The following is a 25,295-nucleotide window of genomic DNA, read 5'->3' as shown; positions in this document are numbered from 1 at the left end:
TCAGCCGGTGGCGATGCGGTCGAGTTCGCACCAGAGCGCGTCGGGGATCCTGGCGTTCGCACTCGCGACGAAGGCCGCGACCTCGGACGGCGTCCTGGCACCGACGATCACGCCCTCGACGCCGTGCCGGAAGGGGTACTGCACGGCGGCATCGGCCAGGCTCGCACCCGCGCCCAGACCGGCCTCTTCGAGCCGCAGCGCCGTCGCGACCGTCGACGGCGGTGCGGGGTGGTAGTCGAAGTACGCGGCGCCGCGCGGATCGGCGAGGATGCCCGAGTTGTACACACCCGCGGCGAGGATGCCGACGCCGTGCGCGGCGGCCGCAGGCAGCAGCTCGTCCAGGGCGGTCCTGTCCAACAGGGTCAGCCGGCCGGCTTCCATGATGACGTCGACGGGCGCCTCCACGGCGAATCGGGTCAGCGGCGCCGTCCGCACCATCCCGACGCCGAGCGCACGGACGACGCCCTGGTCCCGGAGCTCGGTCATCGCGCGCATCGCACCGGACAGCGCGGCATCCACGTCCTCGGGGTCGTGCAGGTGCAGCAGGTCTATGCGATCCGTGCGCAGACGCTTCAGGCTGCCCTCGACGCTGCGCCACACGGCGTCGTAGCCGACGTCGCTGACCAGCCCGGCACCGCTCGCACCGACGGGCACCTCTGCGCCGTCGGCATCCACGATCATGCGGCCCACCTTCGTCGCGAGCGTCACGGTGTCGCGGTCGATGCCCGCGAGGGCGGCGCCGAGCCGGCGTTCGCTCTCGCCGGCTCCGTAGTTCGGTGCGGTGTCGAAGAAGCGGATGCCGTGGCCGAGCGCCGCGTGGACCGTGGCGACGGCGTCATCGTCGCCGACAGCCGTGTAGAGGTTGCCGATCGGCGCGCAGCCCAGCCCGAGATCGTCGCGGAAGTCGTCGGTCTCCGTCAGCGGACGGAGCTCTGCGCGGAACGCCATGCCTCGTACTCCTCACGGCTGTCCGGGGTCAGCGGGTAGTAATCGCTCAGGCGCGCGCCCTCATCCAGGCGCTGCCGGCTGAAGCCCTCCCATTCTTCATGGTCGCGCGCCGATTCGACCACGCTCGACGCCATCGCCCGAGGAACGATGACCGGTCCGTCGTCGTCCGCCACCACGAGGTCGCCCGGCATGCACAACGAGCCGCCCACAGCCACCGGCACGTCGTATCCCCAGGGGGTGAGCTCGGACTGCGAGGCGTAGTGCGGAGTCGTCCCGGTGGACCACACAGGGATGCCGAGCTCGCGGATCTTTCCCGAATCGCGGATCCGGCCGTCGACGACGATGCCGGCGCCGCCCTTGCGCGCGAAGTAGCGGGCGAGGATGTCGCCGATGCAGCCCGAGAACCTGCTTCCGTACGCCTGGATGACGAGCACGTCTCCCGGCTGCACGGCCTCCAGCACGTGCCAGAGCGCGGTGTGCCGTTCGGCGTACTCCTGTCCGTGTCCGGAGGCGAGATCCTCGCGCTGCGGCATGAACTGCAGGGTCAGCGCCGAGCCGACGACCCTCTGGCCGGGGGAGAGCGGGACGGGCCCGTCCACGTAGCTGTGCCGGATGCCGAGGCCGTGCAGCTTCGCGCACGCCGTGGCGGAGGAGACCTGATCGAACGAGGACATCAGCTCGGCGGAGGGCCGCTCGTACATCGGCCCGCGGACCGGCAGCGTGAAGTCGGGGCGGATCAGGGGGGTGTCGCTCATGATGTTCCTTCGTCGGTGCGATGGTGCGGTGCGGACGGGGTCCGCGTGAGGGTGAGGGTCAGTTCGGCGGCGTGTGCCGGTGCCAGCTCGACGGTCAGCGTGCCGTCCGGGCAGTCGATGGTCCGCATCGACGGTGCTGTGCGGGAGCCGGCATACGCGCCGCTCGGGCCCGGGTACCCGCCGTCGCCCTCGCCGGTGGCGGTGGCGCGCGAGATGCGGGCGCGCGAGAAGCGTCCGGCGAGGACGCGCACACGGCGGGCGCGGGTCGTCGACGTGTTCACGAGACGGATGCCGATGGCGCCGGATTCCAGATGGTCGACGAGCGCGGCGACATCCGGCGGCAGCCCTGGGCGATCGAGGTCGGCATCGGCGTAGTCGATCGCGGAGAAGGGGAGCCCGCCGTTGTAGAGCACCTGCGGGGTGCCGGTGATGAGCTGGGACAGGACCTCGGTGACGACGGGGTTGACCCGTTGCCAGAAGTGCAGGTGCGCGCCGTCGGGATCGTCGTCGTCGGTGCGCATGAGCGCGACACGGCGAGCCACCTGTCCGAGGGCCATCGCGAGCGCTTGCTCCGGATAGTCCGGCAGTTCCCCGTCGAGGAACCGGATCCACCCGGCCTCGTGACCGGCCTCCTCCTTGTCCCGGAACTCTCCGACGAGATCGGCGGTCGCGGGCAGCCCGTCGATCGCACGGTCCAGGCGTGCACGATCGGCATCCGAGCGGGTCCACCACCACAGCCAGGTCGGAAGATCCAGTTGGAGGGGGCCGAAGTCGAACCAGCCGTCCGCACCGTGGCGATACGGCACGAGGATCCCGTCATCGGCGGCGGCCTCGCCGAACCTGAACATCCACTCGCCGCGCAGGCTGTAGTCCGAGGCGTCCACGCTGCCGCGGACGCCGTGATCGAGAACCGTGTCGAGCATGATCCGCACCATGTCGAGCGGGTGGTCGTCATCGGCGATGAGTGCGGCGTTGAGCCCGCCGATCAGGGCGCTCATGGCGACGGAGTGGAGCCCGTGCGGCCATGCCCATCCGTAATGGCCGCCCCACCAGCGTCCGTCCTGAAGCCCGCCGACGGTTCCGTCGGGGGCGACGTTGTCCGGCAGCAGCCCGTCGTTCGCCGCCGCCCGGGCCATCCACCCGTCGACGTAGCGCGTCACCCAGGTCGCCGAGTGCGCATCCCCGTCGTACAGCCAGGCGTTGGTGACGAGCGAAGTGGCGGCGAGGTTCACCGCGACATCTCCCACGGCCCGGCGCTGCATCTCGGTGGCCATGCGGCGGGCGTTCTCCGGATCGGCGAGATCCTCCCACTCCGTGATCCCGTCGATGCCCTGCACGGGCAGTCCGTAGGGGCGCATCTCGGTCAGCGCGGCGGAATACGGCTGCGGGACGCCGTCCTCGAGGCCGCGCCGCGCGCCGAGCGCGCCGTTGTGCGGGGCGCGGATGATGTTCTGTTCGACGTCGTGGTTCCCGTGCTGGGGATCGGTGTACAGCGCCGCGAAGCGACGCGCACGCTCAGCGAAGCGCTCATCGCCCGGATCGGCAGCGCAGATGCCGAGGAAGAGCAACGCCGACTCGCCCTGGTGGAACCAGTCGTACCCGTTCTCGTACTCGTCCGTCAGCATTCCGGCGGCCGAGAGCTGGGCGGTGACGCCCTCCCAGTGCCGCTTGGCATCGATCAATGCGGCATCCGGCCCGCCCAGCAGATAGAACGCGGGCCAGTTGAAGAACGGCTCGTACAGGTCGTCGACGCCATCGCGGTCCGCGAAGGCGGCGATGCCTCGCAGGCTCCCGTCCGGGTTCGTGTAGCGCTCGACGAAGAGCCGCCTGGCGTCCTCGATCTCGTCGAACAGCCGACGCTGCAGGACGGCCCATGCCGGCATCGATCTCAGCGGAGTCGTGTGGGAGGTCGTCGACATCCTCAGCCCTTCGTCGCGCCGGTGACGAGACCGCCGATGATGTGCCGCTGCATGATGATGAAGAACACCATGGCAGGCAGGACGGCGAGCAGCAGCGTCGGGAAGACGACCGTGTAGTCGGTCGCGAATTGCCCGACGGCCGCATAGACACCCGTGGTGACGGTGTAGATGCCCGAACTCGGTCCGAGGATGATCTGGGGGCTGACGAAGTCGTTCCACACCCCGATCGAGTTCAGCACGACGACGGTGGCGACGATCGGTCGCATGACGGGGAAGATGCAGGACCAGAATGCCCTGATGCGTCCTGCTCCGTCGAGGGCCGCCGCCTCATCGATGTCTCGCGGAACCGTGCGGAGGTAGGCCGCGAACAGGAAGATCGTCACGGGCAGTGTCGCTGCGGTCTCGAAGAGGATGAAACCGGGGATCGTGTTGATGAGTCCGAGCAGGCGCAGCACGAAGACGACGGGGATCAGCGTCACCTGCCCAGGGATGAACAGGCCGGAGACGAACAGGAGCAGCAGCCCCATGTGCCACTTCGAGCGGCCGCGGGCGATGACGAAAGCCACAGGTGCCGCGAGCGCGATGCAGCAGACGTTGACGAGAGCGACGAAGAGGAGCGTCACGCCGTACGCGGCGATGACGTTGAACTTCGAGCTCGTGATCGCCGCCCAGAGGTAATCGAAGGTGAAGGTCGCCGGGTCGAGGCCGAGCGGGTTGGCGATGATCTCGGCCTGCGGCTTGAAGGCGTTGATGACCATCGTGTACAGGGGCACGAGCATGAGCAGCGCCACAGCACCGAGGATGATCCAGCGGACCACGCGGGCGGGGACGGGAGCGGAGGTGCGGGCGCTCATCAGTCGGTGACCTTTCGCTCGGCGCGGCGGCGGATGAGAGTGACGCTCAGCCCCAGCACGGCGGTGACGATGAGCAGGATGACGGACTGCGCGGCGCCGAAGCCGAGGTTCGAGTTCGCGAAGCTGTCCTTGAGGATCTGGTAGACGATGGTCTGCGTGGAACCTGCCGGGCCGCCGTCCGTGAGGGAGAGGACGATGTCGTAGGCCTTGAGGAGCCCGACCAGGGTGAGAACGATGTTGACGGTGAAGACGGGGGCGATGAGCGGCAGCGTGATGTTGCGGAACTGCTGCCACCGGGTCGCGCCGTCGACCGTCGCTGCCTCGTAGTACTCGATCGGTACGGACTTGATGCCGGCGAGGAACAGGATCATGTTGAACCCGAAGTGCGACCAGACGATGGTGAAGATGACGCAGGCCCTGGCGAAGTCGGGCTCGACGAGGAACGGCATCGCGGGGAATCCGAGTGTCGTCAGCATCCCGTTGACGGCACCCTCGGGGGCGAGCATCGCCGACCACAGGAAGCCGATGATCAGGGCGCTGATGACGTAGGGGTAGAAGAAGACGGTGCGCAGCAGGGTGTTCGATCGGCCGGGGCCCGAGATGAGTGCGGCGATGGCGAGACCCACGACATTGCACAGGACTGTGCCGATGACCGCGATGATCCCGGTGAAGATGGCGGCGTCGACCGAGCGGGGGTTCCGGAACGCCTTCAGGTAGTTGTCCCACTCGACGAACGTGAAGTTCAGGCTGTAACCGTTCCAGTTCGTGAAGCTGAGCACGAACGCGAGGATCATCGGGATCACGAACATGAGCAGGAAGACGATAACGGCGGGCGCCGCCATCAGGAACCCTGGGAAGGCATCCCGCACGCGCGTGGCCGCCGACTTCCCGCGTCGCGGGGGAGGCGGTGTCGCGGTGGCCGGTGGCTCGGCGGTGTCCGGTGGGGCGATCATGGTCTGGCTCATCTTCGAGATCCTCTGTCGTACGGGCTCCGGGTGCGGCGCGAGCCGCACCCGGAGCAGAGCGTCAGTTCGCGTTCGCGAGGAACCACGCATCCATGGCGTCGAGCATCTCCTGCGCGGAGGTGCCGCCGATCAGGGCCTGCGTCTGCGTGTTGAGTTCGTTGGAGTACTCCGACGGCAGCGTGCGCTCGCCGTAGCCGTTGCCGGTAGGCGTGTACGCGTCGGCCGGGGTGTCGGCGACGATCGCGAGCAGTTCCTCGCCGAGCGGAGTCATCTCGTACTCGTACCCGTCACGGAAGTTGCCGTCGACGGCGAGCTGGCTGCTGACCGCGTCCTGATCGGTGACGAGGAACTCGATCAGGTCGGCCGCGGCATCCTGGTGCTCGCTGGAGCGCATGATCGAGTACGGGCTGGCGATGTTGGCGCCCATCGACGGCTGCGCATCCGCGTCGAACGCGGGAGCGCGGAAGACGCCGATGTCCGCGGATTCGGTCGCGTTCGCCTGAGTGCCCGCGAACCAGCTGCCCATGGAGTACACCGCGGTCTTGCCGGAGAGGAACGCCTGCTCTGCATCCGGATATTTGATGCCGAGGGCCTCCTTCGGGATGTAGCCCTCGGCCACCCACTCCGCGTAGGTGTCGACGGCCTCCTTGTACGTGTCGCCGAACGTCAGCTCGCCCGCGCTCATCTCCTGGAACCAGTCGGGGTACTCGGTGATGATCGACGGGAGGCCGAGTGCCTGTAGCGTGTGGCTGGTCATCCAGTCGCCGCCGGTCTGCACGGGCGTCCAGCCGGCGGCCTTCAGCTTGCCGAGCGCCTCGGTGAGCTCGTCCACCGTGGTGGGTGTCTCGGTGATGCCCGCCTCGGCGAAGGCGGTCTTGTTGTAGAAGAACAGGCTCTGCAGTTGCACGCCGATGCCGGCCATGTAGTACTTGCCGTCGATCGTGTACTGCTCCGCGAGCGGGCCGGAGGTCGCCCAGTCGTACTGGGACAGATCGACCAGTTCGGGCGCGATCTCGGTGGTGGGTGCCATGGACTGGACGATGTCCGGGGCGTCCCCGGCTGCGAGCAGTCGGGGAACGGCCGCGTGCACGCCTTCGGCGCCGGGGTTCTGGATGACGACGTCGATGTTCTCGTGTGCCTTCTCGAAAGGGGCGACGAGGTCATTCCAGTACTCCTCGGTGAGGTTCGGAGTGACATTGACGAGCACGCTGAGTTCGATCTTCTCGTCGCTGTCCGCCGGTGCGGAACTGGCGCAGCCGGCCAGCGCGAGTGAGGCGACCGAGGCGATGCCCAGCGCGGTGAGGTGACGGCCCTTGATCATCGTTGATCCTTTCGTGGTGCACGGGAGGGATGTCACGAACATACACTAATCGATAATCGTTTGTGAAGAGATCGAAGCCGCGATCATCAGCTCAATGATCGCAGTGCCCGGATCGAGGGCATGCCGATCGCCCCGCCTGCGCCAGGTCGGCAGGCGGGGCGTCGCATCGGGCGGTGTGCGCCGAAAGTCGACTCAGTGCATCGCGATGGTTCTCACCGCGTGCAGGCCATCCCGGATGAACCGGTTCGCGTGCGCCGCGAGGTCGTTCGAGTCCTCCCACAGATTGCGCCAGATGCCGAGGGTGTTGCTCAACTCGGCGCTCACGACGGCCGAGGAGAAGGATTCGAACACGACCGGGCCGTCGTAGTCGATCCGGTCGAGTGCGCGGAAGAACGTCTCGAAGTCCACGCTGCCCGTGCCCAGGTATCCGCGGTGGCTCTCGCCGATGTGCACGTAGCCGAGGCGCCGATCGGCGTCGAGCACCGGCTGGAAGAGATCCGACTCCTCGATGTTCATGTGGTAAGTGTCCAGGTGCAGCGAGACGTCGTCCGAGTCGATGCCGTCGAGGAACTGCAGGCCGCCCCGCCCGGTGTTGAAGACGTTCGATTCGTAGCGGTTGACGACCTCGAGCGAGAGCCGGATGCCGCGTTGCGCAGCCTTCCCGGCCAGTCGACCGATCGCGTCCTGGCTGTGCGCGACGCCGCGCTCGGTCGTCGGCGCCATGTACTTGCGCATCGCGGAGTAGATGACGCCGCACAGCACATCGCCGCCCATCGTCGCGACGTGATCGAGGCAGCGCTCGAGCAGATCCTCACCGGCACGGACGACCGCCGGGTCATCGCTGGACAGATCAGTCGCCTCGGTGAGCCCGAGGGAGGCTGCGACGGCGAGTCCGTTGTCCTCCAGCATCCGTCTGGCCAGCGCCGAGTCGAAGGCGTCGACGTCCATCAGCGGGATCTCGATCAGGTCGAACCCGGCATCCCGCGTCCCCTCGACCGAGCGACGCAGGCCTGCCTCGTCGAAGGTGCCGGTGAACACCAGTGCATGCGCGCCGATGAGCATGATCCCTCTTCTCCGCGCACGTCCGTCGTGCGCTCGTGATGAAGATGTTATTACAGGTCTTCCCCTCAGAACGATCCTTAGATACATTTAGGTACAACTTGCGGTGAAATCGATCGCACGTCACAATTGACCCGATGTTTCATCCCGAAGAGGCATCGTCACGAACCTTCAAGGAAGCAGGTGAGAGCATGAGCGAACCCATCCTCAGGGTGGAGGGCATCAGCAAGGGTTTTCCCGGCGTGCAGGCATTGAAGGATGTCCACCTCGAGGTGCGCTCCGGGGAGGTGCTCGTCCTCGTGGGCGAGAACGGCGCCGGCAAGTCCACGCTCATGAAGATCCTCTCCGGCATCTACATGCGCGACGAGGGGACGATCGTCTTCGAGGGCCGAGAGGTCGAGCTGACCAGTCCGCTGCAGGCGCAGCAGCTGGGCATCACGATCATCCACCAGGAGATGAATCTCATGCCCGATCTCACGGTCGCGCAGAACATCTACATCGGCAGAGAGCCGATGAGCGGGGGTTTCCTGTCCGAGCGCAAGCTCAATCGCCAGACCTCCGAGCTGCTTCGGCGTCTGGAGATCGACCTCGACCCTCGGCAGCCCGTCGGCGAGCTGACGGTGGCCAAGCAGCAGATGGTCGAGATCGCCAAGGCGCTCTCGTTCAACGCCAAGGTCCTCATCATGGACGAGCCGACTTCGGCGCTCACTGACAGCGAGGTCGAGACGCTCTTCACCCTCATCGATCAGCTACGAGCCCGCGGCACCGGCATCGTCTACATCTCGCACCGCATGGATGAGCTCAAGCGGCTCGCCGATCGGGTGACCGTGCTCCGCGACGGCACATACATCGGATCACTGGAAAAGGCCGATGTCACCATCCCGACGATCATCGAGATGATGGTCGGCCGCGCGATCGACGAAGGAGCCCGCCCTGAGGCGCGCGAGCACCTGAACGATCCGATCGTGCTGGACGTGCAGAACCTCTCGACCAGGGCGCTCCTCAAGGACGTCTCGTTCCAGTTGCACCGCGGCGAGATCCTCGGCTTCGCCGGGCTCATGGGCGCCGGACGCACCGAGACGGCCAGAGCGGTGATCGGAGCCGACCACAGAGACGGCGGCACGATCACGATCGCCGGGCGCAGGGCGCGCATCCGCCACCCCGAGGATGCCGTGAAGCACGGCGTCGGCTACCTCTCCGAGGATCGGAAGATGCTCGGACTCATGCTCGAGCAGGACGTCACCTTCAACACGGTGCTGGCGTCGCTGAGCACCTACGCCGGAGCGATCGGCTGGATGCGCGACGGCAAGGCCAAGAACCAGACCAAGCAGTACGTGCAGCAGCTGCGCGTGAAGACCCCGTCGGTCAACCAGATCGTGAAGCTGCTCTCCGGCGGCAATCAGCAGAAGGTCGTCATCGCCCGTTGGCTGATGCGCGACTGCGACGTGCTCATCTTCGACGAGCCGACGCGAGGAATCGACGTCGGCGCGAAGGAGGAGATCTACCGCCTGATGCAGCAGCTCGCGGCATCCGGGAAGTCCATCATCGTCATCTCATCGGAGCTCCCCGAGATCCTGCGCGTCGCGAACCGCATCGCGGTGTTCGCGAACGGCCGGATCATGGGGACGCTGCGCAACGAAGAAGCCACTCAGGAGAAGATCATGCAGCTCGCAGCCCACGGGGAGGAAGCGTGATGAGCACCCCAGAACAACCAGGGTCGACGACGACCGTCATCCAGCAGGCGGTGAACGAGAACACCGACAAGCGCGACGTCTCCGGTTTCCTCAAACGGCAGCTCCAGCAGTCGCTCGCCTTCGGCACCCTCATCGTGCTGGTGATCATCTTCGCCCTCGCGAGCCCGAACTTCCTGACCTTCAGCAATATCGCCACCGTGCTGCTGTCGACCGCTGTCATCGGCATCCTCGCGCTGGGGACGACCTTCGTGATCATCACCGGCGGGATCGATCTGTCGATCGGAACAGGCATGGCGCTGTGCGCCGTGATGACCGGTGTCATCATCACGAACCTCGGGATGCCGGTCTGGGTCGGTGTCCTCGGCGGCATCGGAACGGGTGTGCTGATGGGGCTCGTCAACGGCGTGAACATCACGTTCCTCCGACTTCCTCCCTTCATCGCGACGCTGGCCATGATGATGATCGCGGGCGGTCTCGCTCTCGTCATCTCCGGCGTGCGGCCGATCTACTTCTCGACGTCGGCCCCGGACTTCAAGCGCATCGCGCTCGGCGTCATCATCCCCGGCATCCCGAACGCGGTGCTCATCACGGCCGTGCTCGCCCTCATCGCCGGTCTCGTGCTGTCCAAGACGCTGCTCGGCCGCTACACGTTCGCGATCGGATCGAACGAGGAGGCGACGCGGCTGTCCGGTGTGAACACCCGGCGCTGGACGATCTTCGTCTACATGTTCGCCGGAGCCTTCACGGGTGTCGCCGGCATCGTCATCGCGTCGCGCCTCGACTCGGCGCAACCGCAGATCGGCACCGGTTACGAGCTGCAGGCGATCGCGGCCGTCATCATCGGCGGGACCTCGCTCCTGGGCGGGCGCGGATCCATCGTCGGCACCGTGATCGGCGCGCTCATCATGAGCGTCCTGGTCAACGGCCTGCGGATCCTGTCCATCCAGACCGAGTGGCAGAACGTCGTCGTCGGCGTCGTCGTGCTGCTGGCCGTGTTCTTCGACTCGCTGCGCAACCGCCAGCGCACCTGATCCCTCACCCACAAGAACAAAGGAGTTTCCATGCGATTTGGGAAGAAAACAGCATTCGCGGCGCTGTTGGCCGCATCCGCCCTCGTCATCGCGGGCTGTGCGGGTGGCGGCGACGTCATCGAAGAGGGCGGCGGCACCGATCCCGACACGGGCAGCGGCGACGGAGAGATGTACGTCGCGCTGGTCTCGAAGGGCTTCCAGCACCAGTTCTGGCAGGCGGTGAAGCAGGGCGCCGAGGAGAAGGCCGAGGAGCTCGGCGTGAAGGTCACGTTCGAGGGCCCCGCAGCCGAGACCGAGATCGCCCAGCAGCTCGAGATGCTGACGGCGGCGATCGACAAGAACCCGGACGCCATCGGCTATGCCGCGCTGGACCCGGAGGCGTGCATCGCCCCGCTGGATCAGGCCGCCTCGAAGGAGATCCCGGTGGTCTACTTCGACGCCCCGTGCGACAGCGACGTGGGACTGAGTCTCGCGGCGACCGACAGCAAGGTCGCCGGAGCCCTGGCCGCCGAGCACATGGCTGAACTCATCGGCGGATCGGGCGAGGTCGCCATCGTCGGCCACTCGCAGATCAACTCGACAGGTGTCGAGCGCCGGGACGGCTTCGTGGAGAAGATCGAGACGGACTACCCGGACATCGAGATCGTCGACATCCAGTACGGCGACGGCGACCACCTCAAGTCGGCCGACATCGCCAAGGCCATGATCGCCGCCCACCCCGATCTCAAGGGCATCTACGGCACGAACGAGGGCTCGGCGATCGGTGTCGTCAACGCCGTGAACGAGCTCGGACTGGAGAAGGGCAAGCTCACGATCGTCGGCTTCGACTCCGGCTCCGCGCAGATCCAGGCGATCAAGGACGGCACGATGGCCGGCGCCATCACGCAGGACCCGATCGGCATCGGCGCCCGCACCGTCGAGTCGGCGGTGGCCGCGGCCAAGGGCGAGGAGATCGACGAGTTCTACGACACCGGCTCGTACTGGTACGACGCCACGAACATCGAGGACCCCGAGATCGCCGCGGTCCTCTACGAGTGATCCGACGCTGACGGTCAAGGGCCCTCGCGCTGCGGCGCGGGGGCCCTTTCGGTCGTCGGCCCGGCACCCGGGCCGGCGAGCGGATGCCGCGGTGCGCGCCCGTCACCGCGAACGCCGCCCTGGCTCAGCCGAGGTCGAGCAGCCGTGCGGGATTCGCCACGACCATCCGGTCCACGGCCTCGTCGCCCAGGACCGCGCGCAGCCGGGGCAGGTAGCGCTCGCCGAGGTACGCGAGCCCCGGCATCCCGCCGTAGGCGATGTACCGGGTGCGGCGGGCGACATCCCCGCCGAGCAGGATGCGGTCACCACCGCCCGCGGCCACGACCTCCGCGGTCAGCGCGAGCAGCTCGGCATCCGACCGCGTGCGAGGGCGCGCGAAGCCGTCGTAGCCGAGGTAGGCGCCGCGTTCGGCGAGCGAGGCGTGGAGTCCGGCATCCGGATCTCGGTCGGCGTGCGCGAGCACGACCCTGTTCGCCGGCACTCCCTGCGAGCCGAACACGTCGAGCACCTCGTGCGCGGCCGTGCAGAACTCGAGATGCACCATGATCGCGGCGCCCGTCGCGGCGTGCGCGATGGCCAGGGCGTCCAGGGTGATCCGCTCGAACGGACTGATCCGCCAGTAGTCGATTCCGCCCTTGAGGATGCCGGCGCGCACGGCCGTTCCGTCCTGGCCGACCGCACGTGCGCCCGTCTCGTCGTCCGAGGCCGGCTGCCCCTCCACGATCTCGGACGTGAACGCCGCCGCCAGCTCGTCCACGGAGGACGCGCGCGTCGGATGGTCCACGGCGTAATGGGCCTCGCGGTGCCGCCCCGCGGTGGCGATGATGCCGAGACCCGTCGTCGCGCTGATTCGCGCGAGCGCAGCGGGGTCGCGGCCGAGACCGAACGGGGTCGCATCGATCATGGCGGCGAAGCCGCTCTGCCGCAGCATCCGGGCCTCGGCGCCCGACGCCGTCTCGTCGTCCAGCTCGTCGCCGGGAAGAAGCGGAGAGATCTGGAACAGATGCTCGTGATAGTCCACCGGCCCGAGTTCCGCAGGGTCGATGTCGCCGAGGACCGTGCGGATCATCGTCGTGCGATCTCCGCGGCCGCCGCCAACTGCTCGACGACCTCCGCCGTGAGGGCGATCGCGAAGACATCGGCGACCACCTGCGACCAGCCGTGGATGAAGTAGCGCCAGCCGTCGACGACGTGCAGCGACCGAGCATCCTGCTGGGCTCGAGCCTGGTGCAGGAACTCCAGAGTCCCTCGGTAGTTGAACTCCCACACGTACGCGTTCTCGGGGAACACGACGTCGTCGGGGAGCGGAGAGCCTGGCCGGTCCTTCCCGAGGCCGGTCGCGTTGACGATGACCGAACCCGGTGCGGATGCCGCCACGATGGCCGCGGCATCCTGCACGGTGTCGGTGCGCACGTACTCGATCAGCCCTTCGCGGGTGCCGTGCTGGCGGTGGACTTCTCGCAGATGCTCGAGCTTGTCGTCATCGCGGGCCGTGACCGTGATCCGACTCGGCGCATCATCGCGTTCGGAGAGCGCCCAGCTGAGCGCGGTGCCTGAGCCACCTGCGCCGAGGATCACGACCTCGGCGCCGGTGCGGGCGAAGTGGTCCGCGGGGAGGAAGTCGTTCAGCGCGAGATCCACCGTGATCGGGTCCTTCGCGCGCCCGGAGAGATGCGTGCCGCGCTTGGCGATGCTGGAGATCTCGGCGCACGAGACCGCGAACGGGTCCAGTTCGTCGAACAGATCGGATGCCGCGGCGTAGACGTTCATCTTGTGCGTCGTGACGAGGGCGCCGCGGTGGTGCGGGTCGTCGCGGATCTGCTCGACGAGCGCGCGGTACTGCGCCGGGGTCGCATCCAGCGGCAGATCATGGCCGACGAGCGTCCGGGTCGGCAGACCGAGGATGTCTGCCCAGAGCGGGAACACCGTCATGATCGACGACGAGCCGGTGCTGACCCCGACGAAGCCCATGTAGTCGGAATCGGTCATGACGTCCCCTTTCGGACGAGGAATCGTGGTTCGTCGCCGCGCAGCACGGCGATCACGTCGTCGAGCGACATCGCCCCCATGTTGTCGACGGCCTGCGTGGTCTGGGCGCCGAGGTGCGGGGTGACCGTGACCAGCGGCGCGAGGTCGTCCGCCAGCAGCGGGCTCGACGTGGCCGCGGTGTCGCCGGCGAGCGTGTCCGCGGCGAATCCTGCGAGCCGCCGGTCGCGCAGGGCGGCGGCCACGGCATCCTCATCGACGAGATCCGCACGCGCCGTGTTGATGATGACGCCGCCCATGCGCACATCAGACAACCTCTCGGCGTCGACGATGCGCTGGCCACCAGGGGCGTGGAGGGTGATGACATCCGCCGTGCGGAACAGCTCGTCCAGTGCCAGAGGCTCGGCGCCGAGGTCTCTGATGCGCTCGGCGGGCAGGAACGGGTCGGTGGCGACGACGCGCGAGCCGAAGCCGCGCAGTCGCCGCGCCACGCCCTGGCCGATGCGCCCGAACCCGACGATCCCGACCGTGGCGGCGCCGAGTTCGCGACCGCGGCGCACCGACCAGTCGCCGGCGCGCACTCGGCGGTCGCCGTCCGCGACGAACCGCAGTGCCGAGAGCATCAGCCCGATCGTGTGATCCGCGACCGCGTCGGCGTTCGCCCCCGGGGTGTTCGTCACGGTCACACCGCGTTCCGCGGCGGCGGCGAGGTCGACGGACTCCGTGCCGACCCCGTATCGGGCGATGATCTTCAGCCGCGGTGCGCCCGCGAGATGATCGGCGGTGATCGGCCCGGTTCCGGCGATCCAGGCATCCGCACCGTGCAGCTGCGCACGCAGTTCGCCCAGGTCGTGATGGGCCGGCCCGCGCATGATCCGGTGGCCGGCGGCGTTCGCCCTGGTGACGAGGTCGAGGTCGCCGTCGGAGAACGATCGGCTGGTGACGAGGATGGTGCCCATCAGCTGCCTCCGCGGGGTGCGCCCGCGAACCACGGGGCGAGCGCGGTGTAGGCATCGGCGAAGCGGGCGTGCCGCTGCGCATAAGAGGCGTGCCGCCCGGCATCCGGTGCGAACTCGGCCGTGACTTCGCTGAGGGCACGCGCGGCCGAGAAGTCGGCGAGGCCGAGCCCGACGGCGCCCGTGACGGCGGCGCCGAGGCTGTTGGCCTCCTCGACGATCGTGCGCCGGCGCACAGGGACGCCCCACGCATCGGCGAGGATCTGCAGCCAGACGTCGCTCTGCGCCCCGCCGCCGACGGCGTCGATGCGGTCGATCGATGCGCCGGAATCGCGGAACGCATGGATGCTCGTGAACAGGTTGAAAGCGACCCCCTCCAGCACCGCGCGCACGAGGTGCGCTTGGGAGTGGTGCCGCCCGATGCCGACGAAGGCGCCTCGGGCGTTCGGATCCCAGTGCGGGGAGCGCTCGCCGAGCAGGTAGGGGAGGAAGTAGAGATCGTCGGTGTCGACGTCGCCTCCCGCTTCGGCGATCAGCCGCCCCGTCTCGGGGCGCGCTGGGTCCGGCGACAGCGCCTCGGCGATCCACTGCACCGATGCTCCGCCCGCCTGCATGGTCGCGGTCGGCACGAACGAACCGGGCACGACGTTGTCGAACGTGAACGTCCGCATCGCGGCGTCGTGCAGCGGGGCGTCCCTCGCGAAGGAGATCCACGACGAGGTGCCAAGGCTCACGTAGGCGCCATCCGAGGGGGCCACGATTCCAGAGCCCACCGCCGCCATGGGGCCGTCGCCGCCGCCCATCACGACGCGCACGGTGGCCGGAAGTCCCAGAGCGGATGCCGCGGCATCCGTCAGCGCGCCGACGATCGCGGTGGAGTCGAGGATCTCCGGGAAGAGCGCGCGGTCGAGCCGCGCCGCCTGCAGCACCTCATCCGACCAGTCGCCGACCGCCTGGTCGTAGGCGTTGGTGCCCGAGGCGTCGGATCGGTCGGTGGCGAGCCGTCCGGTGAGACGCAGGACGACGTAGTCCTTCGCGACGCAGAATCGGCGCACGCGTGACCAGATGTCCGGCTCGTTGTCGCGCACCCACATGACCTTCTCGAGCGAGTACGTCGGGTTCAGCCGATGGCCGAGCACGCGGTAGGCGTGTTCGGCGCCGAGTCCCGCTTCGAGTTCGCGCTGCTGCGCCCCCGCACGGGTGTCGGCCCAGATGATCGCAGGGCGCACCGGTTCGCCATCGGCGTCGAGCAGGACCGCGCCCATCATCTGGCCGCTCACGACGAGACCCGTGACGTCCGCGGCCGGTGTGCCGGTGCGGGCGATCAACTCGCGGGTGGCCTGCACCACGGCATCCCACCAGTCGTGCGGATCCTGTTCGGCGACGCCGCCGGTGGCGAAATGCGCGGGGTACCCGACCGTCGCGGACGCGATGAGCCGTCCGTCGTCGTGGTGCAGCGACGCCTTGTTCCCGGTCGTGCCGAGGTCGTGCGCGATGATCACGGGGCGAGCCTAGGCGGAGTACGGACGAAGTTCGTGGCCGTCGGGGGTGCGGTAGGCGCGCGAGCCCATGCCGTGCTCGAGCACCCATCCGTAGTCGTGGCCCGCGCCGCCGGGGTAGACCGCGAGGAAGGCGTACGGTTCGTCGCCGGTGTTCACGGAACGGTGCGCCCACCCCGGCGGGATGTACCCGATGGTGCCCGGGAGCATGTCGAGCCACTCCGTGCGCTCGCCGTCGAACATGAGCAGCCCGCCTCTGCCCTTGAGGGCGAGATAGATCTCGCCCTGGTGGTCTGGGTGCTGGTGGCCCTTCGTCATCCACAGCTCGCCGGACGTGTCGCCCGGCATGATCGTCGTGATCGACTGGGGCAGCTCGCGGTCGATCTCGGGCACCGGCGAACTGGTGACCGTGTAGACGACCGGGTCGTCGGCGTCGGATGCCGCGGCCCACGCCTCCGCGTCGAGGAACAGTCCCTCCAGATCCGACATGCGCCGGGTCAGTGTCGGCCCCTCGGGCGAGAGCGTGAGGTTCTCGGCATCGAAGGCGATCACCATCGGCGGGATCGGCGGGGTGTGGAACGCGGGCATGGGCTCATCCTCGAACAGTCGCTGGGGCGCTCCGGTGCGGATCGGAGCCTGTAATGACAAGCAGTGTACCTGTTATTACAGGTCGACGACAAGACTGCCCCCTTGTCGATGTCGGAACCGCGGAGCAGACTGGCCGCGAAGATTGGGCAGAGCGGCCGTGAGGCCCGACGGAAAGGTGAGACAGATGGCACACGGAGACATCACGCACATCGACATCCCGGTGGGGGACATGACGCGGGCGACGACGTTCTATTCGACGCTGTTCGGCTGGCAGATCGCCGAGATGCCCGGCTTCGAGGGGTACCCGATGTGGCAGGCGCCGAACGGCATCTCCGGCGGTGGGCTCGCGCCGCGCGACCCGGGCTTCACGCAGCCGCGGTCGTACGTCGAGGTCGATTCGATCGACGACACGATCGCCGCAGCGGTGGCTGCGGGCGGCAGCGTCGCAGCCGCGCGGCAGCCGATCACAGACACGAGCGCGTGGGCGGTCATCGTCGACCCGGACGGCAATCACATCGGCCTGTTCGAGGGCGTCGTCGGGGGCTGAGCACGGCGGTACTCTGACCACGCATCCTCAGGGGCCGATCGCCACGCGCGATCGGCCCCTGAGCCGTTCCTGCTGCGGGCGCGCGACGCCTGCGCGATTCGCGGGATCGTGCACGATCACCGGTAACACGCGGTCACGCGCTGACACGTGTGACGCATTGGTGGACGCCCTGAGCGCGAGCGCTGGAGGATTCCTGTCACCGGACTCCAGCGAAAGGAACACGCCATGGCCACCTCCCTCCGAATCCCTCGACGATCGATGAGGCGAGTGCCCGCGGTCGCCGGCGCGGTCGCCGCCCTGGTGCTCCTGGCCGGTTGCGCGAGTGCGGGCTCTGCCGCGGTCGACCAGGCCCCGGCATCCGAACCGCTGCCGACCGGTGCTCCCGAGGGCGACACCGGCCTGCGCGTCGCAGGACGCACCACCCAGTTGCAGCTCGAGCTGGCCGGCGACGAATTGAAAGGTCCGGAGTTCGCGGTCACGGAATGGGTGAACGCGGCCGCAGGCCCCGACGTCATCCAGGCGTTCCGCGCCGGTGCGCTCGATGTCGCGAGCAACGCGATCATCCCGCCCATCCAGGCGCACGACATCGGATTCGACGCGACGATCGTGAGCGTGCTCGAGCGTCCGCTGCCGGGCTACGTGTTCGCGAGCGCCCCCGGCGTCGACCTGAGCGACTGGGAGGATCTGCGCGGCAAGCGGATCGCCTTCTCGCAGGGGCAGTCGCAGGGCGACACGGTGCTGCGGACGCTGCAGGACGCGGGCATCGGCTACGACGAGGTCGAGTTCGTCGAGCTGCCGAGCACACAGTTCCTCACCGCGCTGCAGGGCGGGCAGGTCGACATCGCCCCGCTGTCTGAGCCGGCGGTGACGAAGTACATCGACCAGTTCGGAGAGGACGGCGCCGATGCGCTGCTCGCCGAGGTCCCCGATCTGCTGACGGTCCTCTGGGTGCCCACGACGGTGCTGGAGGACGAGGAGAACGTGCGCGCGGTGCGCGACTACATCCGGGTGTGGGCGCAGTCCCAGGTCTGGGCGTGGGAGCACCCCGACGAGTGGAAGCAGTTCTACTTCGTCGACACAGAGGGCGTGACGGCCGAGGATGCCGACCGCATCTGGAAGCTCGCCAGCAAGCCCTCGTTCCCCACCGACTGGGACACCGCCGTCGAGTGGGCCCAATCGTCGGCGGATCTGCTCGCCAACGGCGGGTTCATCGAGGAGCTGGATGCCGAGGTGCTGTTCGACCGCCGGTTCGAAGGCGACGCCGCAGCCGCGGTGTCCGACGAGTACGTGACGGAGGAATGACATGTCCCTGACCAAACTGACGACCAGACCCACCGCGGTGGTCGAGGCGGATGAAGAACCGCAGGCGCCACCGGCTCCGGCGCAGCCGGGCTCCGATCTCGTCCTGCAATCGCGACGCCATCGCCTCGGGCGCGGCAGGTCGCTGCCCGGCGCACGCCTGCTCGGGCCGTTCATCATCGTGGTGCTGTGGTTCGCGGCATCCTCGCTGGGGCTGCTCGACCCGCGCCTGCTCAGCGGGCCGGGCACGGTCGCGGCGACCGCGTGGCAGCTCATCACCGACGGAACGCTCGCCGAGCACGTCGGAGCCTCGCTGTCGCGGGCGCTGCTGGGCCTTCTGATCGGCACCGTGACGGGGGTGGTGCTCGCCGTCATCGCCGGACTCAGCCGTCTCGGCGAAGCGGTCGTCGACGGCACGGTGCAGGTCAAGCGCGCGATCCCGGTGCTGGCGCTGATCCCGCTGCTCATCCTGTGGCTGGGCATCGGCGAGGAGTTCAAGGTGACCATCGTCGCCCTCGGCGTCCTCGTGCCGATCTACATCAACACCTACAGCGCCCTGACCGGCATCGACACCAAGCAGATCGAGCTCGCCGAATCGCTCGGACTGACGCGGTGGCAGTACATCCGCTTCGTGCTCGTGCCCGGTTCGCTGCCCGGCTTCTTCGTCGGCTTCCGCCTCGCGGTCGTCGGATCATGGATGGCCCTGATCGTGGTGGAGACGATCAACGCCACCTCGGGCGTCGGCTACATGATGGCGCAGGCCCAGCTGTACGCCCAGTCGGACATCATCCTGGTCGGTCTCGTCGTGTACGGCGTCTTCGGCTTCGTCTCGGACGCCCTCGTCCGACTTCTGGAGAGGCGGGTGCTGTCATGGCGACGCACGCTCGCGAGCTGACCGCGGCCGTGGGCACGACCGTCCGCACGGTCGGACTGCGCCGATCGTTCGGCGACCGGGACGTCCTGGACGGCATCGACCTCGAGATCGCGCGCGGCGAGTTCGTCGCCCTGATCGGGCGCAGCGGATCCGGCAAGAGCACTCTGCTCCGCGCCGTCGCGGGCCTCGACGACACCGTCGACGGATCCGGAGAGATCTACGTCCCCCGTCGCGTCTCGATGGTCTTCCAGGACTCGCGGCTGCTGCCGTGGCTGCGGGTGCTGGACAACGTCGTGCTCGGACAATCGGGCTCCGTTGCGCGTGAGCGCGGCCGCGAGGTGCTCGCCGAGGTCGGACTCGCCGGCCGCGAGCGCGCCTGGCCGCACGAGCTGTCCGGCGGCGAACAGCAGCGCGCGGCGCTGGCTCGGTCGCTCGTGAGCGAGCCGCAGCTCCTGCTCGCCGACGAACCGTTCGGTGCCCTCGACGCCCTTACCCGCATCCGGATGCACGGGCTGCTGCGGACCCTGCTGCGCGTGCATCGCCCAGCCGTGCTGCTCGTCACGCACGACGTCGACGAAGCCCTGCTGCTCGCCGACCGCGTGCTCGTCATCGACGGCGGGCGGTTCTCGCTCGACCTGCGCATCGGACTGCCCGAGCAGCGGACCCCGGCCGATCCGGAGTTCGCCCGCCTGCGCGACCTCCTGCTTGCGGCTCTCGGAGTCCAGAGCGACACCGCCCCCACCACGACCCTTACGGAGAAATCATGACCAGACAGCTGCACTTCAACCTGTTCCTGCACGACACCGGGCACCACGAGGCATCATGGCGCCTGCCCGAGTCCGACCCGAACGCCCTGCTGGATCTCGCCTACCACCAGCGGCTCGCGAAGATCGCCGAGGATGCGAAGTTCGACTCGCTGTTCCTGGCCGATTCCCCTGCGCTGTTCGGCGAGGTCGGGCGGCGCCCGGTGGGCGGGTTCGAGCCGACGATCCTCTTGACGGCGCTCGCCGTCACCACTTCGCGGATCGGCCTCATCGCCACGGCATCCACGTCCTACAACGAGCCGTTCAACCTCGCCAGGCGCCTGTCGTCGGTGGATTGGATCTCGAACGGGCGGGCCGGGTGGAACATCGTCACCACCGCGGGGGACGCGGCGGCCCGCAACTTCGGACTCGAGGACCAGCCGCTGCATCGGGACCGATACGCCAGAGCATCCGAATTCCTCGAGGTCGCGACCAAGCTGTGGGACTCGTGGGACGACGACGCGATCATCGCGGACAAGGATGCCGGGGTGCACGCGCGTGCGGATCGGGTGCACGCGATCGGGCATCGCGGCGAGCACTTCCGCGTCGAGGGGCCGCTGAACTCGCCACGCAGTCCGCAGGGCCATCCGCTGCTCGTACAGGCGGGGTCCAGCGAGAGCGGCAAGGAGTTCGCGGCGCGCTGGGCGGAGGCGATCTTCACCGCCACGCCCACCATCGAGGAGGCGCAGGAGTTCTACGCGGACATCAAGCGCCGGGCGATCGAGAACGGCCGCGACCCTGAGCAGGTCAAGGTTCTCCCGGGGCTCGTGCCGATCATCGCCGACACCGAGGCCGAGGCGCGCGAGCTCGAGGCAGAACTCGACCGGCTCATCGCGCCGGAGTTCGCGCGCGATCAGCTCGAGAAGGTGCTGAAGCTGGCGCCGGGAACGCTGCGGCTCGATCGACCGCTGCCGGACGACCTGCCCGGCGAGGACGAGATCGAAGGGGCCAAGAGCCGCTACACGCTCATCGTCGCCCTCGCCCGCCGGGAGAACCTCACGGTGCGTGAGCTGATCGGCCGCCTCGGCGGAGGCCGAGGGCACCGCACGTTCACGGGGACGCCGGTGCAGGTCGCCGACACGATCCAGCAGTGGTTCGAGAACGGTGCCGCAGACGGGTTCAACATCATGCCCGCTGTTCTGCCCTCTGGTCTCGAGGTGTTCGTCGAACGGGTCGTGCCGATCCTTCAGGAGCGCGGACTGTTCCGTACCGAGTACGCCGGCTCGACGCTGCGCGAGCACTACGGACTCCCGAGGCCGGTGGGCCGGCGAGAACTGGCCTCGGTCGGCTGATGGCCTGTGCGACGCCCTTCGGCGAGAGGGGCGTCGCACGCGTCAGGGCGCCGCGCGTCGTGCGCGGTACGCCGCGACGGCGTTGCGATTCGCGCAGGTCGTGGAGCAGTAGCGTCTCGAGCGGTTGCGCGACAGGTCGAGCACGATCGCCTCGCAATCGTCGTCCGCGCACACCCCCAGACGTCCGACTTCGTCCGCACGGATGACGTCGATCAGCGCCATCGCCGTCTCGACGAGGATCCGCTCGGGCAGCGGCCGGTCGTCGGCGACCGCGTGCAGGTGCCAGTCCACGTCGTCGTGTCTGGTCAGCCGGGGACTCAGAGGCACCTTCGACAGGGCGTCGTTCACCCGATCGACCATCTCGTCGCGCGGAGCGAGCAGCATCGCGCGCAGTCGCGATCGCAGGTCTCGGAGGGCGGCGAGCTCCGCATCGTCGCGGTCGATCCGTCCCGTATACGGATGCTGTTCGAGGAACGTGCCGACGTCGTCCTGCGTCGTCAGGGTGTCCGTCGTCTCCGCTGTGTTCGCCAGGAGCACGGCCGCGCGCAGGGCCTCCCCGGTGTCATCGGTGAAGAACATGTTGACATCTTACTTGACCCAGGACTAGCGTCATTGGTCATGAGCGTTATGACAAGTGACACGGCGCGCCGTTCCCGCGTCGGGGTCGGCCTCGCGATCGCGATCGGTGCAGCGCTCTCGTTCGGGATGTCCGGGGCATGGGCGCGGGGTCTGATCGACGCAGGATGGACTCCTGGTGCCGCCGTCACGGCGCGCGTCTGGGTGGCCGCGCTCGTGCTGCTCGTCCCTACGCTCATCGCGCTGCGCGGGCGCTGGTCCGCGGTCCGCCGCAATGCCGGCATGGTCGTCGCCTACGGCCTCCTCGCGGTCACCGCTACCCAGCTCTTCTACTTCCAGGCGGTCGCCCGGATGGATGTCGGCATCGCGCTGCTGATCGAATACACCGCTCCCATCGCGGTGGTCATGTGGCTGTGGCTGCGTCGTGGCGAGAAGCCGACGCGTCGCAGCATCATCGGTGCGGTGATCGCATTCGCTGGACTCGTCCTCATGCTGGACGTCGTCACCGGCGCCAGTGCCGACGTGATCGGAATCCTCTGGGCGCTCGGCGCGATGGTCGGGGCCGCGAGCTACTTCCTGCTCTCGGCGCGCAGCGACACCGGGCTGCCGCCGATCGCCCTCGCGGGTCTCGGGCTGCTGCTCGGGGCGGTCGGACTGACGCTCGCCGGCATCATCGGCGTGGTTCCCATGACCTGGACGACCACGGACATCGCCTACCGGTTCGGCAGCGTGCCGTGGTTCGTTCCCGTGCTCGCGATCGGGCTCGGTGCGACTGCCCTGGCGTACGTGCTGGGGATCGTGTCGACCCGCATGCTGGGGTCGCGGCTGGCGTCCTTCATCGCTCTCGCCGAGGTGGTCGCGGCGATGTTCTTCGGCTGGCTGCTGCTGGGCCAGTTGCCCGATCTGCTCCAGGGCCTCGGCGCGGTGCTCGTCCTCATCGGTGTGGTGCTGGTGAAGCTCGGTGAACCCGCGGCATCCGAACTCGTCGAGCCCTTACCGGAGCGAGCTGCCTGAGCGCACGCATTCTGTATACGCTCCTGGGCCTTCAAGAGAGCTTTCGCGCCGGGATCCGTCATTTGTGTATACGATAAGGGCATGCGAGCAAGCGACCGGGCGTATGCCGCGCTCCTGGACGAGATCCAGTCCGGAGCCCTGGCGCCCGGTGCGGTCCTCGCCGAAACCGATCAGGCCGCACGCCTCGGCGTGAGCCGCACGCCGCTCCGGGAGGCGCTGCAGCAGCTGATGCTGGACGGCCTGGTCGTGCAGCAGTCGCCGCGTGTGACGGTGGTCTCCGCGGTCGACGCCGCAGACATCCGCTCCCTGTTCGAGACCCGGCGCGCGCTCGAAGAGGCTGCGGCCCGTCTCGCCGCTCAGCGCGGCGACCCCGATGTCTTCGCCGCGCTCGCGGCCGATTTCGCCGGCGTCGACCTCGCTGCGCGCACGGGCAAGGACGACTACTACGCGCTGATCGCGCGTCTCGACCACGCGATCGATCAGGCCGTCGCCAACGACTACATGGCCGCGGCCCTGCGCACCGTCCGCACCCATCTCGTCCGCGTGCGACGCATGGCCCGCGACAAGCCGGAGCGGCTGGAGGCGTCCGTGGGGGAGCACCGCCTCATCGCCGAAGCGCTCGCCGAGTGCGACGGCGAGCTCGCCGCCCACGCCACACACGTGCATCTGCGCAACGCCCTCACCAGCATCCTCGAATCCCTGACCGACACCGAAGGACAGCCATGACCGTCACCCACCACGTCCGCGTCCACCGCTCCGACGAGGAGCTCCCCCGCGAGGAGCAGCTCGCCTGGCGGATCGCCGAGGTCGCCGCCGATCCGGCCGAGGTCGATGGCGAGGTCGTCGACATGATCATCAACCGCATCATCGACAACGCCTCGGTAGCCGCGGCATCCCTCACCCGTGCGCCCATCGTCGCGGCCAGGGACCAGGCGTTCAGCCACCCCGTCTCGACTGGAGGCGGCGGCGCGACCGTGTTCGGCGCCGCCCTCGACCGGCGCACCAGTCCGGAATGGGCCGCGTGGGCGAACGGCGTAGCCGTCCGAGAGCTCGACTATCACGACACGTTCCTGGCGGCGGAGTATTCGCACCCGGGCGACAACATCCCGCCGATCCTCGCCGTCGCCCAGCATGCGCACCGCGACGGTCAGGCGCTCGTCCGCGGCATCGCGACCGGATACGAGATCCAGGTGGATCTCGTGAAGGCCATCTCGCTGCACAAGCACAAGATCGACCACGTCGCGCACCTCGGACCCTCGGCTGCGGCCGGCATCGGCACCCTGCTCGGCCTTCCCGTCGAGACGATCTACCAGGCCGTCGGCCAGGCGCTGCACACCACAACGGCCACACGGCAGAGCCGCAAGGGCGAGATCTCCACCTGGAAGGCGCACGCCCCGGCATTCGCAGGCAAGATGGCCGTCGAGGCGGTCGACCGAGCGATGCGCGGACAGACCTCGCCCTCGCCGATCTACGAAGGCGAGGACGGCGTCATCGCCTGGATGCTGGACGGCAAGGACGCCTCGTACGACGTGCCGCTTCCCGCGGCCGGCGAGGCGAAGCGCGCGATCCTCGACACGTACACCAAGGAGCACTCCGCGGAGTATCAGGCCCAGGCGTGGATCGACCTGGCGCGCAAGCTGCACGGTCAGGGCATCGACATCGCGGCGATCGAATCCGTCGTGCTGCACACCAGCCACCACACCCACTATGTGATCGGGTCGGGGGCGAACGACCCGCAGAAGTACGATCCGACCGCCTCGCGCGAGACCCTCGATCACTCGATTCCCTACATCTTCGCCGTCGCCCTGCAGGACGGTGCCTGGCACCACGTCGACTCGTACCTGCCCGAACGCGCCGGTCGTGCGGAAACGGTTGCGCTCTGGCAGAAGATCACCACGGCGGAGGATGCCGAGTGGACCCGCCGCTACCACTCGATCGACCCCGCGGAGAAGGCCTTCGGCGGACGCGTCGAGATCACGTTCACGGACGGATCCACGCTCGTCGACGAGATCGCCGTCGCCGACGCGCACCCGCTCGGCGCGCGCCCGTTCGCGCGAGCCGACTACATCGCGAAGTTCCGTCTGCTCGCGTCTCCCGTGCTGGAGGATGCCGAGATCGAGCGCTTCCTCGCGCTCGTGCAGCGTCTCCCCGAGCTGACGGTCGCCGAGGTGCAGGAGCTGTCGATCATCGCGCGCCCCGGCATCCTGTCGGCAGAACCCGCCACGAAGGGCCTGTTCTGATGCTCGTGCCGAAAGTGTCCGAGAAGATGCGGGTCGG

General features: G+C 68.5%; 24 protein-coding genes. 11 read left to right on the top strand and 13 right to left on the bottom strand.

Annotated features, from left to right (window positions below; translation table 11 throughout):
- The 7 genes from AC3ANJ_RS16925 to AC3ANJ_RS16895 form a co-directional block, all read right to left on the bottom strand.
- Complete coding sequence (locus AC3ANJ_RS16925) at positions 1-948, bottom strand: aldo/keto reductase (RefSeq protein ID WP_488317311.1); 948 nt, start codon at positions 946-948, stop codon at positions 1-3.
- Positions 918-1,703 (bottom strand): RraA family protein, encoded by a 786-nt coding sequence (locus AC3ANJ_RS16920; protein WP_488317310.1) that lies wholly within the window; start codon positions 1,701-1,703, stop codon positions 918-920. The genes AC3ANJ_RS16925 and AC3ANJ_RS16920 overlap by 31 nt, the downstream gene beginning before the upstream one ends.
- On the bottom strand, positions 1,700-3,622 hold the full coding sequence (locus AC3ANJ_RS16915; protein WP_488317309.1) for a DUF8034 domain-containing protein: 1,923 nt from the start codon (positions 3,620-3,622) through the stop codon (positions 1,700-1,702). Before AC3ANJ_RS16915 ends, AC3ANJ_RS16920 begins: the two co-directional genes overlap by 4 nt.
- 2 nt (positions 3,623-3,624) lie before the next feature.
- Positions 3,625-4,476 (bottom strand): carbohydrate ABC transporter permease, encoded by an 852-nt coding sequence (locus AC3ANJ_RS16910; RefSeq protein WP_406248630.1) that lies wholly within the window; start codon positions 4,474-4,476, stop codon positions 3,625-3,627.
- Positions 4,476-5,441, bottom strand: a complete 966-nt coding sequence (locus tag AC3ANJ_RS16905; protein ID WP_488317308.1) for a carbohydrate ABC transporter permease — start codon at positions 5,439-5,441, stop codon at positions 4,476-4,478. The genes AC3ANJ_RS16910 and AC3ANJ_RS16905 overlap by 1 nt, the downstream gene beginning before the upstream one ends.
- A gap of 61 nt (positions 5,442-5,502) precedes the next feature.
- Positions 5,503-6,762 carry an ABC transporter substrate-binding protein gene (locus AC3ANJ_RS16900; RefSeq protein WP_488317307.1) on the bottom strand — a complete coding sequence of 420 codons (1,260 nt, stop codon included), beginning with the start codon at positions 6,760-6,762 and terminating at the stop codon, positions 5,503-5,505.
- A 192-nt stretch (positions 6,763-6,954) separates the two neighbouring features.
- Complete coding sequence (locus AC3ANJ_RS16895) at positions 6,955-7,824, bottom strand: sugar phosphate isomerase/epimerase family protein (RefSeq protein WP_488317306.1); 870 nt, start codon at positions 7,822-7,824, stop codon at positions 6,955-6,957.
- Positions 7,825-8,012: 188 nt separating this feature from the next.
- Here AC3ANJ_RS16895 and AC3ANJ_RS16890 point away from each other — a divergent pair, with 188 nt between their 5' ends.
- From AC3ANJ_RS16890 to AC3ANJ_RS16880, 3 genes are read left to right on the top strand one after another with little or no spacing between them, the layout of a single operon-like run.
- On the top strand, positions 8,013-9,515 hold the full coding sequence (locus tag AC3ANJ_RS16890) for a sugar ABC transporter ATP-binding protein (protein WP_488317305.1): 1,503 nt from the start codon (positions 8,013-8,015) through the stop codon (positions 9,513-9,515).
- Complete coding sequence (locus AC3ANJ_RS16885) at positions 9,515-10,546, top strand: ABC transporter permease (RefSeq protein ID WP_406248639.1); 1,032 nt, start codon at positions 9,515-9,517, stop codon at positions 10,544-10,546. The genes AC3ANJ_RS16890 and AC3ANJ_RS16885 overlap by 1 nt, the downstream gene beginning before the upstream one ends.
- A 30-nt stretch (positions 10,547-10,576) precedes the next feature.
- Complete coding sequence (locus tag AC3ANJ_RS16880) at positions 10,577-11,584, top strand: substrate-binding domain-containing protein (protein ID WP_488317304.1); 1,008 nt, start codon at positions 10,577-10,579, stop codon at positions 11,582-11,584.
- A 124-nt stretch (positions 11,585-11,708) separates the two neighbouring features.
- Here the strand turns inward: AC3ANJ_RS16880 and AC3ANJ_RS16875 are convergent, their stop codons facing one another.
- The 5 genes from AC3ANJ_RS16875 to AC3ANJ_RS16855 are packed head-to-tail and all read right to left on the bottom strand — an operon-like array spanning position 11,709 to position 16,613.
- Positions 11,709-12,653, bottom strand: coding sequence for a phosphotriesterase family protein (locus AC3ANJ_RS16875; RefSeq protein WP_488317303.1), 945 nt, complete (start codon positions 12,651-12,653; stop codon positions 11,709-11,711).
- Positions 12,650-13,573, bottom strand: coding sequence for a shikimate dehydrogenase family protein (locus tag AC3ANJ_RS16870; RefSeq protein WP_488317302.1), 924 nt, complete (start codon positions 13,571-13,573; stop codon positions 12,650-12,652). Before AC3ANJ_RS16870 ends, AC3ANJ_RS16875 begins: the two co-directional genes overlap by 4 nt.
- Positions 13,570-14,529 (bottom strand): NAD(P)-dependent oxidoreductase, encoded by a 960-nt coding sequence (locus AC3ANJ_RS16865; RefSeq protein WP_488317301.1) that lies wholly within the window; start codon positions 14,527-14,529, stop codon positions 13,570-13,572. Before AC3ANJ_RS16865 ends, AC3ANJ_RS16870 begins: the two co-directional genes overlap by 4 nt.
- A complete protein-coding gene (gene xylB / locus AC3ANJ_RS16860) occupies positions 14,529-16,028 on the bottom strand; it encodes a xylulokinase (RefSeq protein ID WP_488317300.1) in 1,500 nt (499 codons plus the stop codon). The genes AC3ANJ_RS16865 and xylB overlap by 1 nt, the downstream gene beginning before the upstream one ends.
- A gap of 9 nt (positions 16,029-16,037) precedes the next feature.
- Positions 16,038-16,613, bottom strand: a complete 576-nt coding sequence (locus AC3ANJ_RS16855) for a glucose-6-phosphate isomerase family protein (protein WP_488317299.1) — start codon at positions 16,611-16,613, stop codon at positions 16,038-16,040.
- A gap of 184 nt (positions 16,614-16,797) precedes the next feature.
- Here AC3ANJ_RS16855 and AC3ANJ_RS16850 point away from each other — a divergent pair, with 184 nt between their 5' ends.
- The 5 genes from AC3ANJ_RS16850 to AC3ANJ_RS16830 all read left to right on the top strand — a co-directional run bounded on the left by AC3ANJ_RS16850 (position 16,798) and on the right by AC3ANJ_RS16830 (position 21,428).
- Complete coding sequence (locus tag AC3ANJ_RS16850; protein ID WP_488317298.1) at positions 16,798-17,160, top strand: VOC family protein; 363 nt, start codon at positions 16,798-16,800, stop codon at positions 17,158-17,160.
- A gap of 258 nt (positions 17,161-17,418) precedes the next feature.
- Entirely contained in the window at positions 17,419-18,462 is a 1,044-nt protein-coding gene (locus AC3ANJ_RS16845) for an ABC transporter substrate-binding protein (protein ID WP_488317297.1), read from the top strand.
- A 1-nt stretch (position 18,463) separates the two neighbouring features.
- Positions 18,464-19,354 (top strand): ABC transporter permease, encoded by an 891-nt coding sequence (locus tag AC3ANJ_RS16840; protein ID WP_488317296.1) that lies wholly within the window; start codon positions 18,464-18,466, stop codon positions 19,352-19,354.
- Positions 19,330-20,100 carry an ABC transporter ATP-binding protein gene (locus AC3ANJ_RS16835; protein WP_488317295.1) on the top strand — a complete coding sequence of 257 codons (771 nt, stop codon included), beginning with the start codon at positions 19,330-19,332 and terminating at the stop codon, positions 20,098-20,100. Before AC3ANJ_RS16840 ends, AC3ANJ_RS16835 begins: the two co-directional genes overlap by 25 nt.
- On the top strand, positions 20,097-21,428 hold the full coding sequence (locus AC3ANJ_RS16830) for an LLM class flavin-dependent oxidoreductase (RefSeq protein WP_488317294.1): 1,332 nt from the start codon (positions 20,097-20,099) through the stop codon (positions 21,426-21,428). The genes AC3ANJ_RS16835 and AC3ANJ_RS16830 overlap by 4 nt, the downstream gene beginning before the upstream one ends.
- A gap of 42 nt (positions 21,429-21,470) precedes the next feature.
- Here AC3ANJ_RS16830 and AC3ANJ_RS16825 read toward each other — a convergent pair whose 3' ends face one another.
- Entirely contained in the window at positions 21,471-22,007 is a 537-nt protein-coding gene (locus tag AC3ANJ_RS16825; RefSeq protein ID WP_488317293.1) for a CGNR zinc finger domain-containing protein, read from the bottom strand.
- Positions 22,008-22,046: 39 nt separating this feature from the next.
- Here AC3ANJ_RS16825 and AC3ANJ_RS16820 point away from each other — a divergent pair, with 39 nt between their 5' ends.
- The 3 genes from AC3ANJ_RS16820 to AC3ANJ_RS16810 all read left to right on the top strand — a co-directional run bounded on the left by AC3ANJ_RS16820 (position 22,047) and on the right by AC3ANJ_RS16810 (position 25,258).
- The gene (locus AC3ANJ_RS16820) at positions 22,047-23,018 is read left to right on the top strand and encodes an EamA family transporter (RefSeq protein ID WP_488317292.1); all 972 of its coding nucleotides are present in this window, start codon (positions 22,047-22,049) and stop codon (positions 23,016-23,018) included.
- Positions 23,019-23,099: 81 nt separating this feature from the next.
- The gene (locus AC3ANJ_RS16815; protein WP_488317291.1) at positions 23,100-23,744 is read left to right on the top strand and encodes a GntR family transcriptional regulator; all 645 of its coding nucleotides are present in this window, start codon (positions 23,100-23,102) and stop codon (positions 23,742-23,744) included.
- Positions 23,741-25,258: an MmgE/PrpD family protein gene (locus AC3ANJ_RS16810; protein WP_488317290.1), complete on the top strand. Its 1,518-nt coding sequence runs from the start codon at positions 23,741-23,743 to the stop codon at positions 25,256-25,258. The genes AC3ANJ_RS16815 and AC3ANJ_RS16810 overlap by 4 nt, the downstream gene beginning before the upstream one ends.
- Positions 25,259-25,295: the final 37 nt, after the last annotated feature.

This window comes from Microbacterium sp. STRO-1N (genome assembly GCF_057748015.1).
Note: the sequence above shows the minus strand (reverse complement) of the source record. Positions and strands in the feature narration are given on the sequence as shown.